At 56.8% G+C, this 17479-nt stretch carries 16 protein-coding genes; 15 read left to right on the top strand and 1 reads right to left on the bottom strand.

Annotation, left to right across the window (positions count from 1 at the left end; translation table 11 throughout):
* Positions 1 to 157: 157 nt before the first annotated feature.
* The 6 genes from ACN085_RS00535 (at position 158) to ACN085_RS00560 (ending at position 7966) form a co-directional block, all read left to right on the top strand.
* The gene (locus ACN085_RS00535; RefSeq protein ID WP_419110257.1) at positions 158 to 1453 is read left to right on the top strand and encodes a homoserine dehydrogenase; all 1296 of its coding nucleotides are present in this window, start codon (positions 158 to 160) and stop codon (positions 1451 to 1453) included.
* Between the two features lie 18 nt (positions 1454 to 1471).
* Positions 1472 to 2476 (top strand): homoserine kinase, encoded by a 1005-nt coding sequence (thrB, locus tag ACN085_RS00540; RefSeq protein WP_419110258.1) that lies wholly within the window; start codon positions 1472 to 1474, stop codon positions 2474 to 2476.
* Positions 2477 to 2784: 308 nt separating this feature from the next.
* A complete protein-coding gene (gene rho, locus ACN085_RS00545; protein WP_419110259.1) occupies positions 2785 to 4785 on the top strand; it encodes a transcription termination factor Rho in 2001 nt (666 codons plus the stop codon).
* Between the two features lie 104 nt (positions 4786 to 4889).
* Positions 4890 to 5972 (top strand): peptide chain release factor 1, encoded by a 1083-nt coding sequence (gene prfA / locus ACN085_RS00550; protein ID WP_419100642.1) that lies wholly within the window; start codon positions 4890 to 4892, stop codon positions 5970 to 5972.
* 2 nt (positions 5973 to 5974) lie between these two features.
* Positions 5975 to 6886, top strand: a complete 912-nt coding sequence (gene prmC / locus ACN085_RS00555) for a peptide chain release factor N(5)-glutamine methyltransferase (RefSeq protein ID WP_419110260.1) — start codon at positions 5975 to 5977, stop codon at positions 6884 to 6886.
* Positions 6887 to 6907: 21 nt separating this feature from the next.
* The gene (locus tag ACN085_RS00560; RefSeq protein WP_419110261.1) at positions 6908 to 7966 is read left to right on the top strand and encodes an L-threonylcarbamoyladenylate synthase; all 1059 of its coding nucleotides are present in this window, start codon (positions 6908 to 6910) and stop codon (positions 7964 to 7966) included.
* Between the two features lie 81 nt (positions 7967 to 8047).
* Here ACN085_RS00560 and ACN085_RS00565 read toward each other — a convergent pair whose 3' ends face one another.
* Positions 8048 to 9121 carry an NAD-dependent epimerase/dehydratase family protein gene (locus ACN085_RS00565; RefSeq protein ID WP_419110262.1) on the bottom strand — a complete coding sequence of 358 codons (1074 nt, stop codon included), beginning with the start codon at positions 9119 to 9121 and terminating at the stop codon, positions 8048 to 8050.
* A 243-nt stretch (positions 9122 to 9364) separates the two neighbouring features.
* Between ACN085_RS00565 and ACN085_RS00570 the strand changes: the two genes are divergently transcribed.
* The 9 genes from ACN085_RS00570 (at position 9365) to ACN085_RS00610 (ending at position 17448) form a co-directional block, all read left to right on the top strand.
* A complete protein-coding gene (locus ACN085_RS00570; RefSeq protein WP_419110263.1) occupies positions 9365 to 11215 on the top strand; it encodes a glycosyltransferase in 1851 nt (616 codons plus the stop codon).
* Positions 11208 to 13070, top strand: coding sequence for a polysaccharide biosynthesis protein (locus ACN085_RS00575; protein ID WP_419100637.1), 1863 nt, complete (start codon positions 11208 to 11210; stop codon positions 13068 to 13070). Before ACN085_RS00570 ends, ACN085_RS00575 begins: the two co-directional genes overlap by 8 nt.
* Entirely contained in the window at positions 13071 to 14099 is a 1029-nt protein-coding gene (locus ACN085_RS00580; RefSeq protein WP_419110264.1) for an MraY family glycosyltransferase, read from the top strand.
* Positions 14089 to 14511 carry a hypothetical protein gene (locus ACN085_RS00585; protein ID WP_419110265.1) on the top strand — a complete coding sequence of 141 codons (423 nt, stop codon included), beginning with the start codon at positions 14089 to 14091 and terminating at the stop codon, positions 14509 to 14511. The genes ACN085_RS00580 and ACN085_RS00585 overlap by 11 nt, the downstream gene beginning before the upstream one ends.
* Positions 14512 to 14535: 24 nt before the next feature.
* Positions 14536 to 14790, top strand: a complete 255-nt coding sequence (locus ACN085_RS00590) for a hypothetical protein (RefSeq protein ID WP_419110266.1) — start codon at positions 14536 to 14538, stop codon at positions 14788 to 14790.
* A 100-nt stretch (positions 14791 to 14890) separates the two neighbouring features.
* On the top strand, positions 14891 to 15694 hold the full coding sequence (atpB, locus tag ACN085_RS00595; RefSeq protein ID WP_419110267.1) for a F0F1 ATP synthase subunit A: 804 nt from the start codon (positions 14891 to 14893) through the stop codon (positions 15692 to 15694).
* A gap of 135 nt (positions 15695 to 15829) precedes the next feature.
* Positions 15830 to 16039: an ATP synthase F0 subunit C gene (gene atpE, locus ACN085_RS00600; protein WP_237187984.1), complete on the top strand. Its 210-nt coding sequence runs from the start codon at positions 15830 to 15832 to the stop codon at positions 16037 to 16039.
* 51 nt (positions 16040 to 16090) lie between these two features.
* Complete coding sequence (locus tag ACN085_RS00605; RefSeq protein WP_419100632.1) at positions 16091 to 16636, top strand: F0F1 ATP synthase subunit B; 546 nt, start codon at positions 16091 to 16093, stop codon at positions 16634 to 16636.
* Positions 16636 to 17448: a F0F1 ATP synthase subunit delta gene (locus tag ACN085_RS00610; protein ID WP_419104568.1), complete on the top strand. Its 813-nt coding sequence runs from the start codon at positions 16636 to 16638 to the stop codon at positions 17446 to 17448. Before ACN085_RS00605 ends, ACN085_RS00610 begins: the two co-directional genes overlap by 1 nt.
* The last annotated feature ends 31 nt before the right edge of the window (positions 17449 to 17479 follow it).

The raw sequence follows: 17479 nt of genomic DNA on the forward strand, positions 1-17479 counted from the left end.
AGGAGCCTGCCATGCTGTGCCACTGATCGTAATATGGACGACACGGTATGGCAGGCTCAGTCATACTGAAAGAATGGAAGCTGGACCCGCCGCATAAATACAGTGCGCCTTGGATAGCATGGTGCGCTGCCCCCCTTTACCCCAAAACCGTCAGGAGATGCCATTGGGTAAGACCACCACCATCAAAGTAGCGCTACTAGGTGCCGGTAACGTCGGCTCTCAGGTAGCTCGTATGCTCACCGAGGACGCCACCGCCCTCCGGGACAGAATCGGTGCCGATGTTCAGCTCATCGGTATCGCTGTGCGCGATACGAAGGCTACCCGGCACTATACGGCTGATCCATCCCTTTACACCACCGATGCAGAAGGCCTGATTGATGACGCCGATGTGGTTATTGAGCTGACCGGTGGTATTGAGCCAGCCCGCACTCGTATTCTGCGTGCACTGGCCGCTGGCAAGTCGGTTGTCTCGGGTAACAAGGCTCTGCTAGCTAAGCACGGTGTCGAACTTACCGCTGCCGCCGCTCAGAGCGGCGCCCAGCTCTCCTACGAGGCCGCTGTTGCCGGCGCTATCCCCATTCTGCGCCCCCTGCGTGACTCCCTGGCTGGTGATCAGATTAGCCGGGTACTGGGTATCATGAACGGCACCACCAACTACATCCTGGATCAGATGGATACCACCGGTGCCCAGTTTGCTGATGCACTGGCTGAGGCCCAGCGCCTGGGTTACGCCGAGGCTGACCCCACCGCCGATATAGAGGGCCACGACGCCGCGTCCAAGGCCGCTATCGTTGCCTCTCTTGCTTTTCACTCAGATTTCACCATTGACGATGTGCACTGTGAGGGTATTACCTCCGTCAGCGCCGAAGAGGTTCAGGCCGCTGCCGCCGATGGCTACGTCATCAAACTTCTGGCAGTGTGCGAGAAGGACGGGGAAGGCGTGAACATTCGTGTTAACCCCACTCTGGTTCCCCGAACCCACCCGCTGGCCAGTGTTCGCGGTGCCTATAACGCGGTCTTTGTCCAGGCTGAAAACGCCGGCGAGCTCATGTTCTACGGCCCCGGTGCTGGTGGTGCTCCTACCGCTTCGGCTGTGCTGGGCGACTTTGTCTCCCTGGCCCGCCGCCTGGTTCTGGGCGGCCCCGGCATCCCGGATTCTTCCTTTGCTCAGCTCAAGGCAACCAGCATGAGCCAGGTCATTTCTCGTTACTCTGTGGGCATTGTGGTAGAGGATAAGCTGGGCGTTCTGTCAAACATTGCTCGTATCTTTGCTGAGCACGGTGTCTCAATCGAAACCATGCGTCAGGTTAAGGGAACCGGCGACGGTAGCAGCGCGACCATCCGTATTGTGACCCACCGCGCGACCGATGCCAACCTTGGCAAGACCATGGCCGTTGTTGATTCCCTGGATACGGTCCGCGAAATCTGCTCCGTGATTCGGGTGGAGGGCTAGAAACTGATGGTTTTGTCGATGACTGATGGTTCAGACGAATCCCTGCTTGAGTCTCATGCTATCCCGGTGGGTGCCCGCGTGACGGTGCGGGTACCGGCCTCCTCAGCCAACCTTGGCCCCGGCTTTGATTCCCTGGGCCTATCCCTGGCCTACTACGACGATTTGGTTGTGACCAGGCTAGCGGGGGAGGGAGAGCTGACTTTCGACCTGTCCGGCGAGGGTGCCGACCAGGTGCCCCGCGATGCCAGCCACCTGGTAGTCAAGGCTATGCAGACCGCCTGGAAAGCCGCAGGGCTTCTTGAGCTACCCAGCCTGCACATTCAGGCTCATAACCGCATTCCGCATTCGCGCGGTATGGGATCATCTGCCTCTGCCATTGTTGCCGGGGTAAGTGCCGCAAACGGACTGCTACCTGCTGAGCTCCAGCTTGATGCTGATACTGTACTCCAGATTTGTTCGGGTATGGAGGGGCACCCTGACAATGTCGCCCCCTCACTGTTCGGCCAGGTGGTGATCTCCTACGGTGATGATTCGGGTTGGCATTCCCTGCCCGTCCCCGCTCACCCTGAGGTCCTCCCCGTGATTGCGGTACCCGACTACCAGGTGCCAACCAGGGTTGCCCGCGGTCTGATTCCCGAAACCGTTCCTCACCGCGAAGCCGCCACCAATGCAGGGCGCGCCGCCCTGCTAACCCAGGCACTGACCTCCTACCCAGAGTACCTGCTCCCCGGCACCAGCGATCTACTCCACCAGTCCTACCGGGCTGCTGCCATGAAACCCAGTGCCGCACTGGTTCAGCACTTACGTGGCTTGGGCTATGCGGCAGTGATCTCCGGGGCTGGCCCCACCGTCATGGTTCTGGCACAGGGGCAGGAGCAACGGGAACATATCGGCTCTGCTATTGCTGAGTTCGTAACCCACCCCGAAGCCGGCACCTATGAAGGTCAACCGGTCACCTGGCGCGTGCTGAATATCGATATTGACACGCAAGGTGTTATGCTTACCTATGAGGAAAACGCTTAGTTCCTTAGGGGCCATACCCCTAGACCCGAACTTATGTTCTCCGTTTCACGGTTCCGAAACCTGTAGAAGCCTCAGGTATTTGGCCGTTTACCAAGGTTCTGCCTTATGGCACTAGCCTTTCTGCTGTCCTAGGCATAGCCGTGCTCATCAGCAGTTGTGCTTTCGCACATCCGTTACCTAGTCCGCGCATCAGCCGATGCTGATAGCTAGTTAGCTAATTTATGAACACTCGCCCGTTCTGGGCATGACGCATCTGTTGCGTCACTACCACCCGCGAAATCAACGACATTTCGAGAGAAGGAATCTTCGTGGCAGAAAACACCGACCTCACCGCAGGTACGGAAACCGCACAAGCGGTAGAAACCAAGTCCCCAAGCCTGAGCACTCTCAAGCTCGCTCAGCTCCAGTCCCTAGCCTCCCAGCTGGGCATCACCGGCGCTCGTCGTATGCGTAAGTCAGACCTGGTTGAAGCTATTAGCTCCCACCAGCGTGGTGGCGCTATCGCCGACCGTGAAGAGGCACCCGCTCCTGAGGCCGCTCCCGCTGAAAAGCCTAAGCGTACCCGCACCCGTAAGACTGCCGCAGAAAAAGCCGCCGAAAAAACTGCAGAGGCCCAAGCCCCTGCGCAGAGCGACCAGGATGCAGCTGAGGAAAAGGCAGAGAAGCCCGCAACTAAGCGTCGCACCAACCGCCGTGCTACCAGCGCATCGGCTACCGCTGCTGAGGCTAACCCCCTCGAAGCGGTAGAAGCTGCCCTGGATGCAGTCGAGTCCAAGAAAGCCGGCCGCGGTGAAAATGCTGAGGGCGAGGAAGCTCCCCGCGCTACCCGTACTCGTACCCGCAGCGACCGCCGTCGCAAGGCCGAAACCGAGACAGCCGAATCGGCTGATAGCACCGAAAGCAACGGTAACGAAAAGACCGAACGCTTCGAGCGCAAGAACCGCCGGGACCGCGACAACCGCGGTGACAAGCAGGATCGCTCCGAGAAGCAGGACCGCGATAACCGTTCTAAGAACAACGACCGCGATAACCGCTCTGAGCGCCAGCAGAACAACGGCCCCGACGAGGACCGCCGCAACGGTCGTAAGAACCGCCGCGACCGCCAGCAGGAGCGCCGTGAACGCCGTAGCAACCGCAGGGACGACTTCGAACCCGAGATCCGTGAAGACGATGTTCTGATTCCCGTCGCCGGTGTTCTTGACGTTCTAGATAACTACGCTTTTGTTCGTACCTCCGGCTACCTGCCCGGTAGCAACGATGTCTATGTTTCGCTGGCCCAGGTCAAGCGTCACGGCCTGCGCAAGGGCGACGCAATCGTAGGCACAATCCGTGCCCCTCGAGAAGGCGATAACAACAACCGCCAGAAGTTCAACGCTCTGGTTCAGGTCACCACCATCAACGGTCTGACCCCCGAAGAGTCCAAAGGCCGCCGCGACTTCAACAAGCTAACCCCGCTTTACCCCAAGGAGCGCCTGCGCCTGGAGACCGAAGCCAAGAAGGTTGGCCCCCGCGTCATTGACCTGGTTGCCCCCATCGGTAAGGGCCAGCGCGGTCTTATTGTTGCACCCCCCAAGGCCGGTAAGACCCTGATGCTTCAGTCCATCGCCAACGCTATCACCACTAACAATCCTGAGGTTCACCTCATGATGGTTCTGGTCGATGAGCGCCCCGAAGAAGTAACCGACATGCAGCGCACCGTCAACGGTGAGGTCATTGCCTCCACCTTTGACCGCCCCGCCGATGACCACACCATTGTCGCTGAACTCGCCATTGAACGCGCTAAGCGGCTGGTAGAGCAGGGCCGCGACGTTGTCGTTCTGCTGGATTCCATGACCCGTCTGGGCCGTGCCTACAACCTGGCAGCCCCCGCATCGGGCCGTATCCTCTCCGGTGGTGTCGATGCCGCTGCGCTCTACCCGCCCAAGAAGTTCTTCGGTGCGGCTCGCAATATTGAGGAGGGTGGCTCACTGACCATTTTGGCTACCGCCCTGGTTGAGACCGGCTCCAAAATGGACGAGGTTATCTTTGAGGAATTCAAGGGTACCGGCAACATGGAACTGCGCCTTTCCCGCCACCTGGCCGATAAGCGTATCTTCCCTGCTATCGACCTCAACGCTTCCAGCACCCGCCGCGAAGAGGCACTCCTCTCACCCGAGGAAATCAAGATTATGTGGCGTCTGCGCCGTGTCCTAGCTGGCATGGATCAGGAGCAGTCACTCTCGGTCCTGCTCAGCAAGCTCCGCGAGACTCAGTCCAACGTCGAATTCCTGCTGACCGTTTCTAAGAGCGGGCTCGGCCACGGCGAATAAAGGCTCGGTACACCGCCTGCTCCACACGGGGCAGGCGGTGCTTCACCCCTTAAACAAAAGATTGAGGTGCCTGTAGCGGGCACCGCGAAGAAGAGGCACATACAGTGATTGATTCAATCCAGGGTCTGCTCGATGAACACGCAGACCTCCAAAAACAGCTGGCTGACCCCGCTGTGCACGCCGCCCAGGGTAAGGCACGCAAACTCGGTCGCCGTTACGCAGAGCTCAACGGCATCGTTGAAGCCTATAAGAAGGTCACTGCCCTGCGTGATGACCTCCAGGCTGCTAGCGAAATGGCAGCCGAGGACGCCGAGTTCGCCGCTGAGGTCAAAGAAATTGAAGCCAAGCTCCCTGCCGCAGAGGAAAAACTGCGCCGCTTGCTGATTCCCCGCGACCCGGACGATGGCCGCAACGTCATTCTGGAGGTCAAGGGTGGTGAAGGTGGTGACGAGGCTTCCCTCTTTGCCGCTGACCTCTTGCGCATGTACACCCGCTACGCGGAAACCAAGGGCTGGAAGACCGAGATGATTTCCTCCCAGAGCACCGATGTGGGCGGCTACAAGGATGCCCAGATTGCTATCAAGGGCAACTCCACTGATCCGGCTGAGGGCGTCTGGGCCCACCTCAAGTACGAGGGCGGTGTTCACCGTGTTCAGCGTGTACCCGCAACAGAGTCCCAGGGGCGTATCCACACCTCTGCCGCCGGCGTACTGGTTTTCCCCGAGGTCGATGAACCCGAGGAAATCGACATTAACCAAAACGATCTGAAGATCGATGTTTACCGTTCATCTGGACCCGGTGGACAGTCAGTGAACACCACTGACTCCGCTGTACGTATTACCCACCTGCCAACCGGCATCGTGGTAGCTATGCAGAACGAAAAGTCGCAGATTCAGAACCGCGAAGCTGCTATGCGCGTGCTCCGCGCCCGTCTCTTGGCTTGGCAGCAGGAGCAGATCGATGCGGAGAACGCCGAGAAGCGTCACTCCCAGGTGCGCACCATGGACCGGTCAGAGCGTATCCGTACCTACAACTATCCCGAAAACCGTATTGCGGATCACCGCACCGGCTACAAGTCTTACAACCTGGATGCTGTCCTCAACGGTGACCTGGGCGCTGTTATCCAGTCTGCTATTGAGATGGATGAAGCCGCCCGTCTTGAGAAACTAGGCCAGGACAACAAATAATCGTGGCTGACTTTTCTGCCTTGCCCGGTGAGGATCTGGATTCAGCTCTTGGCCGGGCCTCGGTCTACCTGGCTGAGGCAGGGGTGGAATCCTCCCAGGCTGATAGCCAGCTGCTTGCGGCCTATCTGTTGGAGAAGCAGACCGGTGAGCCGGTCAGCCGGGGGAGGGTTCAAACTCTTGCTCTGCTGGGTACCCCGGTGCCTGCTGATTTTGATCGGCTGGTGACTCTGCGCGGTCAGCGGATTCCGCTCCAGCACCTGACCGGGCAGGCCCATTTCCGGGGGCTGACCCTTTCTGTTGGCCCGGGGGTTTTTGTTCCGCGTCCTGAGACTGAGCTACTGGTTGAACACGCTGTCGTAGAGTATCAGCGTCGCGTGGCCCAGGGTACCCTGCCGCATCGCCCCCTGGTCCTTGACCTCTGTACGGGTTCCGGGGCGATTGCTGCTTCGCTAGCTACTGAGCTGGCTGGGGCTGAGGTGCTAGCGGTCGAGCTGTCCAAGGACGCGGCCGCTTGGGCTGAGCGTAATCTTGATGGTACGGGTGCTCGACTGGTCAGGGGTGATGCCCTCACCGCACTGGAAGAGCTCAAGGGACAGGTGACACTGGTTGCCTCGAACCCACCTTATATTCCGCAGGGTGCTGTTCCAAAGGATCCCGAAGTCAGAGACCACGATCCGGCACTTGCCCTTTACGGTGGGGGAGAAGACGGCATGGAGTTGCCCTCCGCGATAGCTTACCGTGCCTACGATTTGCTGGCTCCTGGAGGGTACCTGATTATGGAGCAGGCGGAAACCCAGCGGGAGCTCATGCGCCAAGCCTTTGAAAAGGCAGGCTTTGAGCGTACTGAATCTATTGACGATCTGGCGGGTAAACCCCGTCACACCAGCGGCTACAAACCGGTGTCCAAGAGCTAGGAATGTGAAAGAATAAAGAGTGTGAAAGCAACCATTGTTAGTGCCACAGACCAAGAAGCCTTTGACCAGGCTATAGCTACTGCTGAGTCGGTCATTAAAGACCACAAGCCCATCGTCATTCCGACCGATACCGTCTACGGTATTGCCGCAGACGCTTTTTCTGTTGAGGGCGTTACTGCTTTGCTGGCAGCTAAGGGGCGAAGCCGTCAGATGCCCCCGCCTGTTTTGATTTACGATAAGGCCGTACTGGCGGGGCTGGCTGATGAGGTTTCAGCTGATGCGCGGGCCCTTGCCGATGCTTTTTGGCCTGGAGCGCTGACCCTGATTTTCTACTCTCAGCCTTCTCTGAACTGGGACCTGGGGGAGACTCAGGGAACGGTAGCACTGCGTGTTCCCCATGACCCTGTAGCGATCGAGCTGCTCAAAAAGCTGGGACCTCTTGCCGTATCCTCAGCTAATAAAACTGGGCGTGTAGCGGCAACCACCGCTGATGAAGCCATGGAGCAGCTGGGCGCAGACGTTGAGCTTATTCTTGATGGCGGCCCTCGTCCCGCTGAGCGTTCCGATGATTTTGAGTCGGTACATGCCCAACCCTCGACCATTGTGGACTGCACCTCGGATCGACTGATTGTGGTGCGAGAAGGCGCTATCCCGGTTGAGCGGCTGCGCGAGGTTGTGCCCTCAGTAGTGACCCGAGCAGAGTTTGACGAGCAAGAGAAAGCCCGGCGGGAGGCCGAGGTTGCTCTGGCCCAGACCCAGCAGGCTATGACTACCTTGGAGAACGACTCAGACCAGCAAGAAATCGATGGTGTTGGACCAAAGGCTGCCGCACCGGTTGCAGGTTCCCTGGCGGCTCACCTGGTCTCTCATAGCGGGCTGAAGGCGGTAGACCAGAAGCGAACAGCTACTGCCTATGCGGCACCTATTCGCACGGTGGAAGATAAGACTAAGCCCTTTACCGTGGCTGAGGCCCGAGCCTTAGTTTTTGGTGCTAGCTCGAGCACCTCAGCGGGCATCACGCTTGAAAGCAAGGCTGGGCAGGCGGAACTGGACGAGCTTGAGGAGCTACCAGAGGCCTAAGGCTCCTAGCAGGCTATAGCAGCTGTGAGCAAGGGGGGTCAGTTGGTAATGAACCGGCCCTCCCCTTGTTTTTGCATAAAACTAATCGCTGAACTTACGGTCCCGTTTTGAACCCAAAGAGCTATGGGCAGTGCGTAAGACCTCTTGCACCCGTGCCTGGGGGATTAGCCCGTGAGCCCTAGCCCAGGAGTCGTCAATGTCCTGGCCAAACCACATGACTTCTACGCGACGCACCGGCCCGGTCAGCCTATCGCCCAGGAGTTCGGAGACCTTATAACCGGCAGAAACTGCGGCGCGGCAGAGCGCTTCAGGCAGGTGGATTGGTTGCCGGCGCCCTGCATCGACGAGAACAGACTCGGTGGTTGCGCCTTCCCAGGGCTGAACTACGATGGCGGGCAGCTCACCTTCAAAGGCAGCAATCATATGTACGAACTCAGCCAGAGCGTAGTTAGATGACACGGGGGTCCGGCGGCTTGCTGAACCAGCAACCGATGCCAGCGGTGAGGATGCAATTTTGGCGAAAGCCTGGGTGGTGCGGCGACCGCGTCCCTGGACGCTAGTGGCCCGAATAATACAGATTTCTACCGCGTGATCTTTTGCAACCTGAACCGGCGCGTACGAGGGAGCGGCAGGGAACTCGGATTGTTCAGATCCTGGGGCACGGCCTTGAGCAGCAGTTTCTTCTACGAAGGAGCGAATCTTGAGTAGGGCTTTTTCGCCCAGGGCCTTGGAAAATGAGTATGCGGAGAACGGGTAAGTTTCTTCGGTGGGGGTTAGTACACTGGCCGCGCCTAGAACAGCGGCTGATGAGATATGGATGACTCGGCGCACACCTGTTCGCTGGGCGGCAATGGCAATGATGATGGGGAGCAGAGCATTTGCCCCGATCAGCGGAGCCAAGTCTTCTTGGTCGGGGGCAGCCAGACCCGAAGCATTAATAACAAGGTCGCACCCGGCAAAGGAATCAGCCAGGGTATCGATAATGCCCTCCAGGGAGCGAGCCTCGGCAATGAGTTTGTCGGGGTCACTAGTTCGGGTGAGTAGGCGTGGAGCCTCAACTGCCTCGAGTGTGACACCTTCTGAGGCTAGCCGGGCAAGGATTGATGACCCCACAAAGCCGCTTGCACCAATAACTTTCCATGTGGCGTGAGCCATGCCTTTTCTCCCTTGTGCGCTAAATGGAGCCAGTGAACCCCTGTCCTTTTAAGGTTGTCACAGCCGGGGACTCATTGCACGTAAGGGGCTGATAAAAAACAAGGGTAGCCTTGGTGCCCGTGCTCATGGGGGTAATACTCAGCCGGGTTAGGTAAACTTTATGTAGTTGTGTGGATTCTGCCCTTTCTTCCGGGCAGGGGCCGCGTATAGGTGGCCTTAAGCCCACGAAAGGACCTGTTCTTTATGGTTTCTGACCAGAGTAACCAGCAGCGACCGGCTGAGTGTATCGCCGCCGTTGTTGTCACCTACAACCGGCGTGCCCTCTTGGAGCGCACTCTGGCTGGTATAGCTGGCGGTCTGCTCACCCCTGATGTCGTTATTATCGTCAACAACGCTTCAACGGATTCCACTCCGGACTATCTTGAGAGCCTGGACTATGAGCTTGAAGCAGATATTGTTCACCTGCCCGAGAACGTGGGTGGGGCTGGCGGGTTTACCGTCGGTATTGACCGTGCCCTGGTCCGTCATCGGGCCGATTTGGTCTGGGTTATGGACGATGACACCGAGCCAACCGAGGGAACTTTGAGCGAGGCTTACCGGGCTTGGGCTAATTACTCACCTGTTAAGGCTGAACGCCCTGCGGTGGTTGCCTCCAAGGTGGTCTGGACTAATGGCGAAGATCACCCCATGAACACTATGCGAACCATGTTCGCCGCTGGTGCGGAACGAACCGCGCAGGCCGCGGCTGTGGGTGCGCGCCCTATCCGCTCTGCTTCTTTTGTCTCGATTTTGATGGACGGGGCGGCCATGCGTGCTACAGAGTTACCGCTGGCTGACTTCTTTATCTGGAACGATGATTTCGAGTACACCACCAGGCTGATTCAGCATAGCCAGGGGATTGCCACTGAGCGTTCTGTTGCTGTTCACAACACTAAGACTTTCGGTACAACCGATACTGCCCCGGGGCCACGTTTCTATCATGATGTGCGCAACAAGCTCTGGGTTTTTTGTGCTCGGCGTACTCTCGCCCCGCACGAAAAGCTACTCTATGGCGGTTCTACCGCCCGACTGTGGGCTAGCACCCTCTTAGGGACCGATGATAAGAAAATCTATAGCGGGTATTTCTTGAACGGCCTTAAAGATGCTCTTGCCGGTTACCGCTCTAACTCTGAGGTACTCAAAGATATCTACCAGTTAGAGACCCCAAATTTAGCCGAGATAGTGCGCGCACAATACCGCGATGCCCGCGATTTTTCTTTGTTGATGAGTGTCTACCGGGGTGATACTCCCCAGAACCTGAAGGCGGCACTGAACTCTAATACTGTTGAGCAGACGTTCCCTCCCACCCAGGTGGTTTTGGTTCAGGACGGTCCTGTAACTCAGGAGGTAGCCGAGGTCATCGCTGACTTTAAGATATCGGCACCCATGCCAGTCGAGCACATTGAGCTGGCAGAAAACCACGGGCTGGCTGCCGCCCTGCGCGAAGGTCTAAGCGCCTGCGCTTACGATATTGTAGCCCGTGCTGATGCCGACGATATCTCAGTACCGGAACGGTTCGAACACCAGATACCCCTGGTAGCAGACGGACGGTTTGACGTGCTGGGAAGTGCCATGTACGAGTTCTCTCTAGACCCGAGTACCCCCGATGCCCTGCGCCATGTAGCTACAGGGTCGCGGCGTATTAGCGAAGTTATTCCCCGACGTAACCCCATGCTCCACCCGACCGTCGTATTCCGTAGGAGTGCTGTCCAAGCTGTGGGTAGCTATATCGAGCTGCCGGGGGCCGAGGATTACTGGCTGTGGGCGCGTATGGATAAGGCAGGTTTTATTCTGGGTAACCTGCCCGATCCTTTAGTTAAATATCGGGTTAGTACGGCCTACACCCGTAGAGGTGGAATAAGCGCCCTGCGCAAAGACATTGATGTTCAGCGCCGGCTCTACAGTGGAAACGTGGTGAGTCCCGCGCGTTTTGCAAAGAATATGGGTATTCGCGGTCTCTATCGTCTAGCCCCCGAAAAGATACGAACCAAAGCATTCCGCTGGATGACCGGTCGGACCCCGCAAGGGATTGAGAGAAAGGGCGACATTGTCTAAGGAACCCTCCTTGCAGACCACCTCGATTCCCGCTCTCACCTCAACGTCTGAGCGCAAGAATTGGTGGAAGTACATTCAAGTTCTGCTTGACTCCCTGGCATGGCTGCTTGCGCTACCCGTTGCTTTCATGCTGCGTTACGGCATGGATATCGATCAGATCGACCCGCAGGGACTTACCCTTGTGGCCCTTGTGATGGTTACCCTTCAGGTGGGTGGCGGGCTGATGCTGGGTCTCTATCGTGGCCGCCACAGTTATGGCACCTTGCAGGAGGGGAGCAAGCTTTACCCCTTGCTCCTGATCAACCTGGTTATCATGCAGTTTTTGTTGATGATGTACTCCCGTACTTTTGGGGTGCCTCGGTCTGTGGTTATGATCGCTTTCCCCATTGCTATTTTGCTGATGATGGGTTTTCGCTACCTTAAGCGGATTTACGAGGAAACCACCAACCGTCCCACGGGGGAGGGTTCCGAACGCGTCATTATTTACGGTGCAGGATTTTTGGGGCGTAACCTCGTCTCTTCCTTGATGACGGACCCCAAGGCAAAGTACCTGCCTGTCTCCATCGTGGATGATGACCGATCGGTCAAGAACGCTAGAATCCACTCGGTTAAGGTGGAGGGTACGAGCGCTGAACTGCCTGCACTGGTCAAAAAGCACGGTGCGCGTAAGGTTCTCATAGCTATTGGTGAAGAAATCCCTGAGCGGCGTCTGGTTCACGTTGCCCAGACCATGAAAGATTTGGGCGTAGAAACAATTCGCATCAACTCAGTTGTTCCTGATTTTTCGGGGGCTAGCCGTCGAACTCACGAGGGCAATGAGCGTGAACTCTTGGAGGGAATCCGAGGGAAAATCGATTACAAGATTGACCATGCCCTGATCCGGAGCTATGTCCAGGGTCGTCGGGTGCTGGTGACTGGCGCCGGTGGTTCAATCGGTTCTGAGCTGTGCCGGCTGCTAAGCGGGTATGAACCAGCGGAACTGATGATGCTGGACCGTGACGAATCCCTGCTGATGGATACTCGATACTCTATGACCGGTCTTTCTAGCCTCGATGACCCGAGCGTTATTCTGGCTGATGTGCGTGATGCTGAAGCTATCGAGGCAGTATTTCTTGAACGTAAACCTCAGGTTGTATTTCATGCCGCTGCCCTCAAGCATGTGTCCGCGCTGGAGGCCTACCCCAAGGAGGCCTACAAGACTAATACGCTGGGTACCGCGAACGTCCTAAAAGCTGCATCTCTAGTAGATGTTGAAGCTTTTGTGAACATCTCAACCGATAAGGCAGCTGACCCCACCACTGCACTGGGGCAATCCAAGCGCAGCGCAGAAATGCTGACGAGTTGGTACGGTAAGCAGACCGGAAAAACCTACGTCTCAGTACGCTTCGGTAACGTATTCGGTTCACGGGGTTCTATCAAACCGCTCTTCACCAAGCAGATTCTAGATGGCGGTCCGCTGACGGTCACCGACCGCAATGCGACCCGCTTCTTCATGCTAATTCCCGATGCCTGCCTGCTGGTCATGCTGGCCGGCGCCATTGGTAAGAGCGGGGAAGTGCTAGTTCTCGATATGGGTCAGCCGGTCAAAATCATGAAGGTGGCTGAACACATGCGAAGCCTCTACGAACGCTTTGACGTTGCTATCGACGTCATCGGCTTGCGGGCTGGCGAAAAGCGCGACGAGGTCCTCTTTGGTCTGGGTGAACAGGTACAGCGGAGCCAAGAAAACGAGAATATTATGCGGGCCCAGGCACCGGATATGGACCCGAACGATTTGGACTATGGCCGCTGGCTGGCTAACTATCGTGAGCATCGCGGCTACGATCGGGTTGAACGCCCCGGGCAGGCGGCCTAAATGGAAACCTCATCAATGATTGGCCTGGCTACCGTTGTGGCTCTTCTTGCCGGTTGCGCTGGCCTGCTCCTCCCCTTTGTGGTTCGCCCCTTTCTGCACCGCTGGAACCTGGTGGATATACCCACCGCCCGCTCTTCGCACACTTCCCCGGTCTTTAGGGGCATGGGCTTGGCAACGGCACTTGCCGCAGTTTTGGGCTATATCGCTGTTCTTGTTGATGGGCAGATTCCCACAGACCGATCGATTGCCCTCTTGGTCCTCTTTGGAATGCTGGCTTCGGGTGCATTGGGCTGGTTAGAAGATTACAGCGGTGTGCCGATTGCCATTCGGGCAGCTATCCAGCTCCTCATTGGTCTTGTGGTTACCGTAGGTATGACCATCATGCTGGGGACATCCGTGTTTTGGATTCCGCTGGGTGTTTTTGCCATTGCCGCCTACATCAATGTGGTGAATTTTATGGACGGCATTAATGGCATTTCCGGCCTGCATGGTCTTACTGTGGGCGGTGCCTATGCTTTTGCGGGCTGGGTCAATAATATGCCCTGGCTACTTGCTGGGGGACTTGCTGTAGCGGCGGCCTATCTAGCTTTTCTGCCCTGGAATGTGCGTACCGGCAAAAATGTTTTTCTGGGGGATGCCGGCTCTTACTTTTTGGGCGGTGCCATTGCTTCAATGGCTGTCGGTGCTTTCCTCTCCGGTGTTTATGTGGAATACATCCTTGCACCGCTTTTGGTCTACCTCGCTGACACCGGCACTACTTTGTTGCGCCGTGTTATCAAGGGGGAGCAGTGGTACAAACCCCACCGGACCCACACCTACCAGAAGCTGACGGATCTGGGCCTGAGTCACCTGGCCAGTGCCGGGGTGGTGACCCTGGCAACGGTTTTGGTGACGGCTATCACGGTTATCGCCTTGCCCTTTGAAACGCAGAACGCTGTGGGGGCGGCCCTGCTTGTCGCTCTTGTCTTGGCTCTCTACCTTGCCCTGCCGGCTATCTTGAGAAAGGTCGGTCAGCCCAATGGTAGGTAAGCCCCTGAAGGTCAATGAGATGCCTTGGCGCAGGATGCTGACCTGCGTGACTCTGGCTTTGGCGATCTTGGCCCTTGTCGGTAGCATAGTGGGTGTAGTCATTGCAGGTTACCCGGCAGCAGGCGCTTTCCTTGTCGGTCTGGGGCTGGTCTACCTGAGCTTTTTTATCGGGGTTCTTATTGCACTCCTGACGGAAAAGAAATCAATGAAGACGGCTGCGGTTGCCTTGGCGGCTTCCTATCCGTTCAAAATTTTGGTTTTCACCGGCCTGCTAATTTTCCTACCTATTCCGGACGGTTTTAGAAACGGATGGTTACTGGCCGGAGCTGTTACTGGACTGCTTGTTCAGCTAGCCCTGGAAACGAAAATTATCACGAAACAGAGAATCCTCTACTTCGATTCGGTAGGATAATGCTAAGCAAAGGAGCGTGCATAGGTGGCTAATGCCGATGAGAAATGGTACCAGCAGAATAAGCAATTGCGATCAGCTGGTGAGCTTGTAACAGGCGGTGGTACCGCTGGGGCTGTCATGACGCTTCTCTATGTCATGATAGGTATTGGTATCTGGAGTTTGGTAGGCTATGGTCTGGACCACTTGCTGGGTACCTCCTGGATTGTCTGGGCAGGCGCGGCTATCGGTGCCTTTGGTGGTATCTATCTGGTATTCATCCATATGCAACAGAGCAAATAAAACCGGCTCCTCGGAGCGGGCCCATACACATTTTTAATTCTTACAACCTCTGAGGTTGCTTTATAACAAGCGGCCAACACGAAGCAAGAAAGGACTTGCCTTGATTTCAAACGGGCTAGTTGTCGCAGCAGGAGAGCAGCAGGGCTACGTGCCGCCCACCATCGAAGACATGCACCTGCCTGCCCTTTTCCAGATTGGTGACTTTGAATTCGGCAAGCACACAATTCTGATTCTGCTATCAGTTGTCATCGTCGCTGGCTTCTTCATGTTTGCCGCTCGCAAGCGCGCTATGGTTCCCTCCCGGACCCAGTTTGTCGGTGAAATGGGCTACGGTCTGGTGCGCAACAGTCTGGGCAAGGAGCTGATTGGCGCTCACCACTACAAGCCTTTCGTGCCCCTACTATTCACAGCTTTCTTCTTCATTCTGGTCAACAACCTCTACGGCTCCATTCCTGTCATTGAGCTTCCCACCATGTCACACGTTGGTAGCGCCTATGCGCTGGCTGCTATCGCTTACATCACCTGGGTTGGTGTCGGCATCAAGCGCAAGGGTCTGGGCAAGTTCTTCAAAGACATGACCATGCCTGCCGGTGTTCCCCCGCTGGTTTATGTCATTCTCATTCCCATTGAGTTCATGTCCAACATGCTCATCCGGCCCGCAACTCACGCCCTGCGTCTTTTCGCTACCATGTTCGGTGGCCACCTGGCGATTATGGTTGCGGCCTCACTGACTCAGTACCTTATCGTTGAAGCAGGTGGCATCGCTGCGATTGCTTCAGTTGGCTCCGGCGCTCTGGGGCTCTTCCTCTACTTCCTGGAACTCATGATTCAGTGCATCCAGGCTTACGTCTTCACCCTGCTCCTTGCGGTTTACCTGCAGGGCTCGGTTTCCGAAGGCCACTAAAGATTTTCTCCGGCAGGGCAACCTGCCGGACGAGAAAAGCAACCCGCTCGCGCGGGGAGTGTACACAAATAAATACTCTGCCCCTGACAACACACGCCCTAAGGGGTAGGGGCACTGTGAAAGGAAACAAACATAATGGAACTTACCGGTTCACTTACCGCAGTTGGTTACGGTCTTTCAGCAATCGGCGGTGGCATCGGCGTAGGCCTGATCTTCGCGGCCTACATGACCTCCGTAGCCCGTCAGCCTGAATCACAGAAGACCCTGCAGCCCATGCTCTTCCTGGGCTTCGCTCTGGTTGAAGCTCTGGCAGTTCTCGGCCTGGTTCTTGCGTTTATCAAGTAATTTTTGGCCCCGCCGAAAATTTGACCAAACTATAGAACAGGAAAATCCCCTATGACTTATCTAATGGCTGCAGAAGAGGGCACGAACCCTCTGATCCCTAACGTCTGGGAAATCGCCATTACCGCCATCGGGTTCCTGATCCTCCTCTTCATCGTTACCAAGTACGTTGTCCCGGCATTCGAAAAGATTTACCAGGACCGCAAGGAAGCAATCGAGGGTGGTCTTGCCAAGGCCGAAAAGGCTCAGGCAGAGGCAGCAGCAGCACGCGAAGAGTACGGCCAGCAGCTCGAAAGCGCTCGTCTGGAAGCACAGAAAATTCGTGAAGAAGCACGTGCCGAGGGTGAGGCTATCGTGGCTGAAGCCAAGGAGCGCGCTACCGCAGAAGCTGCTCGCATCACCGAGAACGCTCAGAGGACAATCGAAGCAGAACGTGCAGCTGCCGCCGCCTCACTTCGTACCGAAGTTGGCGTGCTGGCAACCTCACTGGCAGGCAAGATTGTGGGCGAATCCCTCAGCGATGATGAGAGGTCTTCACGTGTCGTCGATCGTTTTCTTGCTGACCTTGAAGTTCAGCAGCAGGCAGGTGTGGCCCGCTAATGTCAGCAGTATCGACTGAATCACTGAACAAGGTGGAACAGGTGCTAGCAGCTCATGCTGGCCAGAACCCGACTGACCTCGCAGCAGAACTCTTTGCTATCGTCGATGTCATTGATACCAACGGTGGGTTCCGCCGAGGCCTCACTGACCCCTCCCGTCAGGCGGCCCAGCGAGCAGGCATCGCCCGCTCAGTGCTGGGCGGTAAGATTTCCGATAACGCTCTGGCAATCGTGACTGCGGCAGCAGAAGCCCGCTGGAGCGCCGAACGAGATCTGGCAGATGCACTCGAGAAAACCGCTGTTTCTGCAGTGGCACTGTCTGCTGAGAAACGCGGCGGTATCGACGCTTTGGAGCAGACTGTCAACGAACTGCTGACCTTCATCAACACTGTTGATGCTTCAGCTAAGGCACAGGCTGCTCTGGCCGACACCCGGGCTAGCAAAGAAGCACTCAAGAAGCTGGCCGTTTCTCTCGGTGGCAAGGTGTCCTCCGAAGAAGGCAGGCTTCTGCTCGAACGAGTTGGCACCGTAGCCCGTGGCACCACTGCCGCACGCTTGGCTAACGAGTTCGTTGAAATCATCGTCAAGCGTCAGAACAAGTGGATTGCGCGGGTTGTTACAGCACGACCTTTGACTGCAGAGCAAACTGCTAAACTCCAGAGCTCCCTGAACAAGACCTACGGTAAAGAGCTCAAGCTTGATATCACCGTAGATTCCACACTTTTGGGTGGGCTCAGAGTACAGGTGGGGGACGAGGTCATCGATGGCACTCTATCTACCCGCCTGGCAGATCTCAGCAGAGCATTCGCATAATCGTTGACATCAGTCGAGACCTCGACGGTGA

It is taken from the genome of Rothia sp. P4278 (assembly GCF_048512945.1).
Classification (GTDB): domain Bacteria; phylum Actinomycetota; class Actinomycetes; order Actinomycetales; family Micrococcaceae; genus Rothia.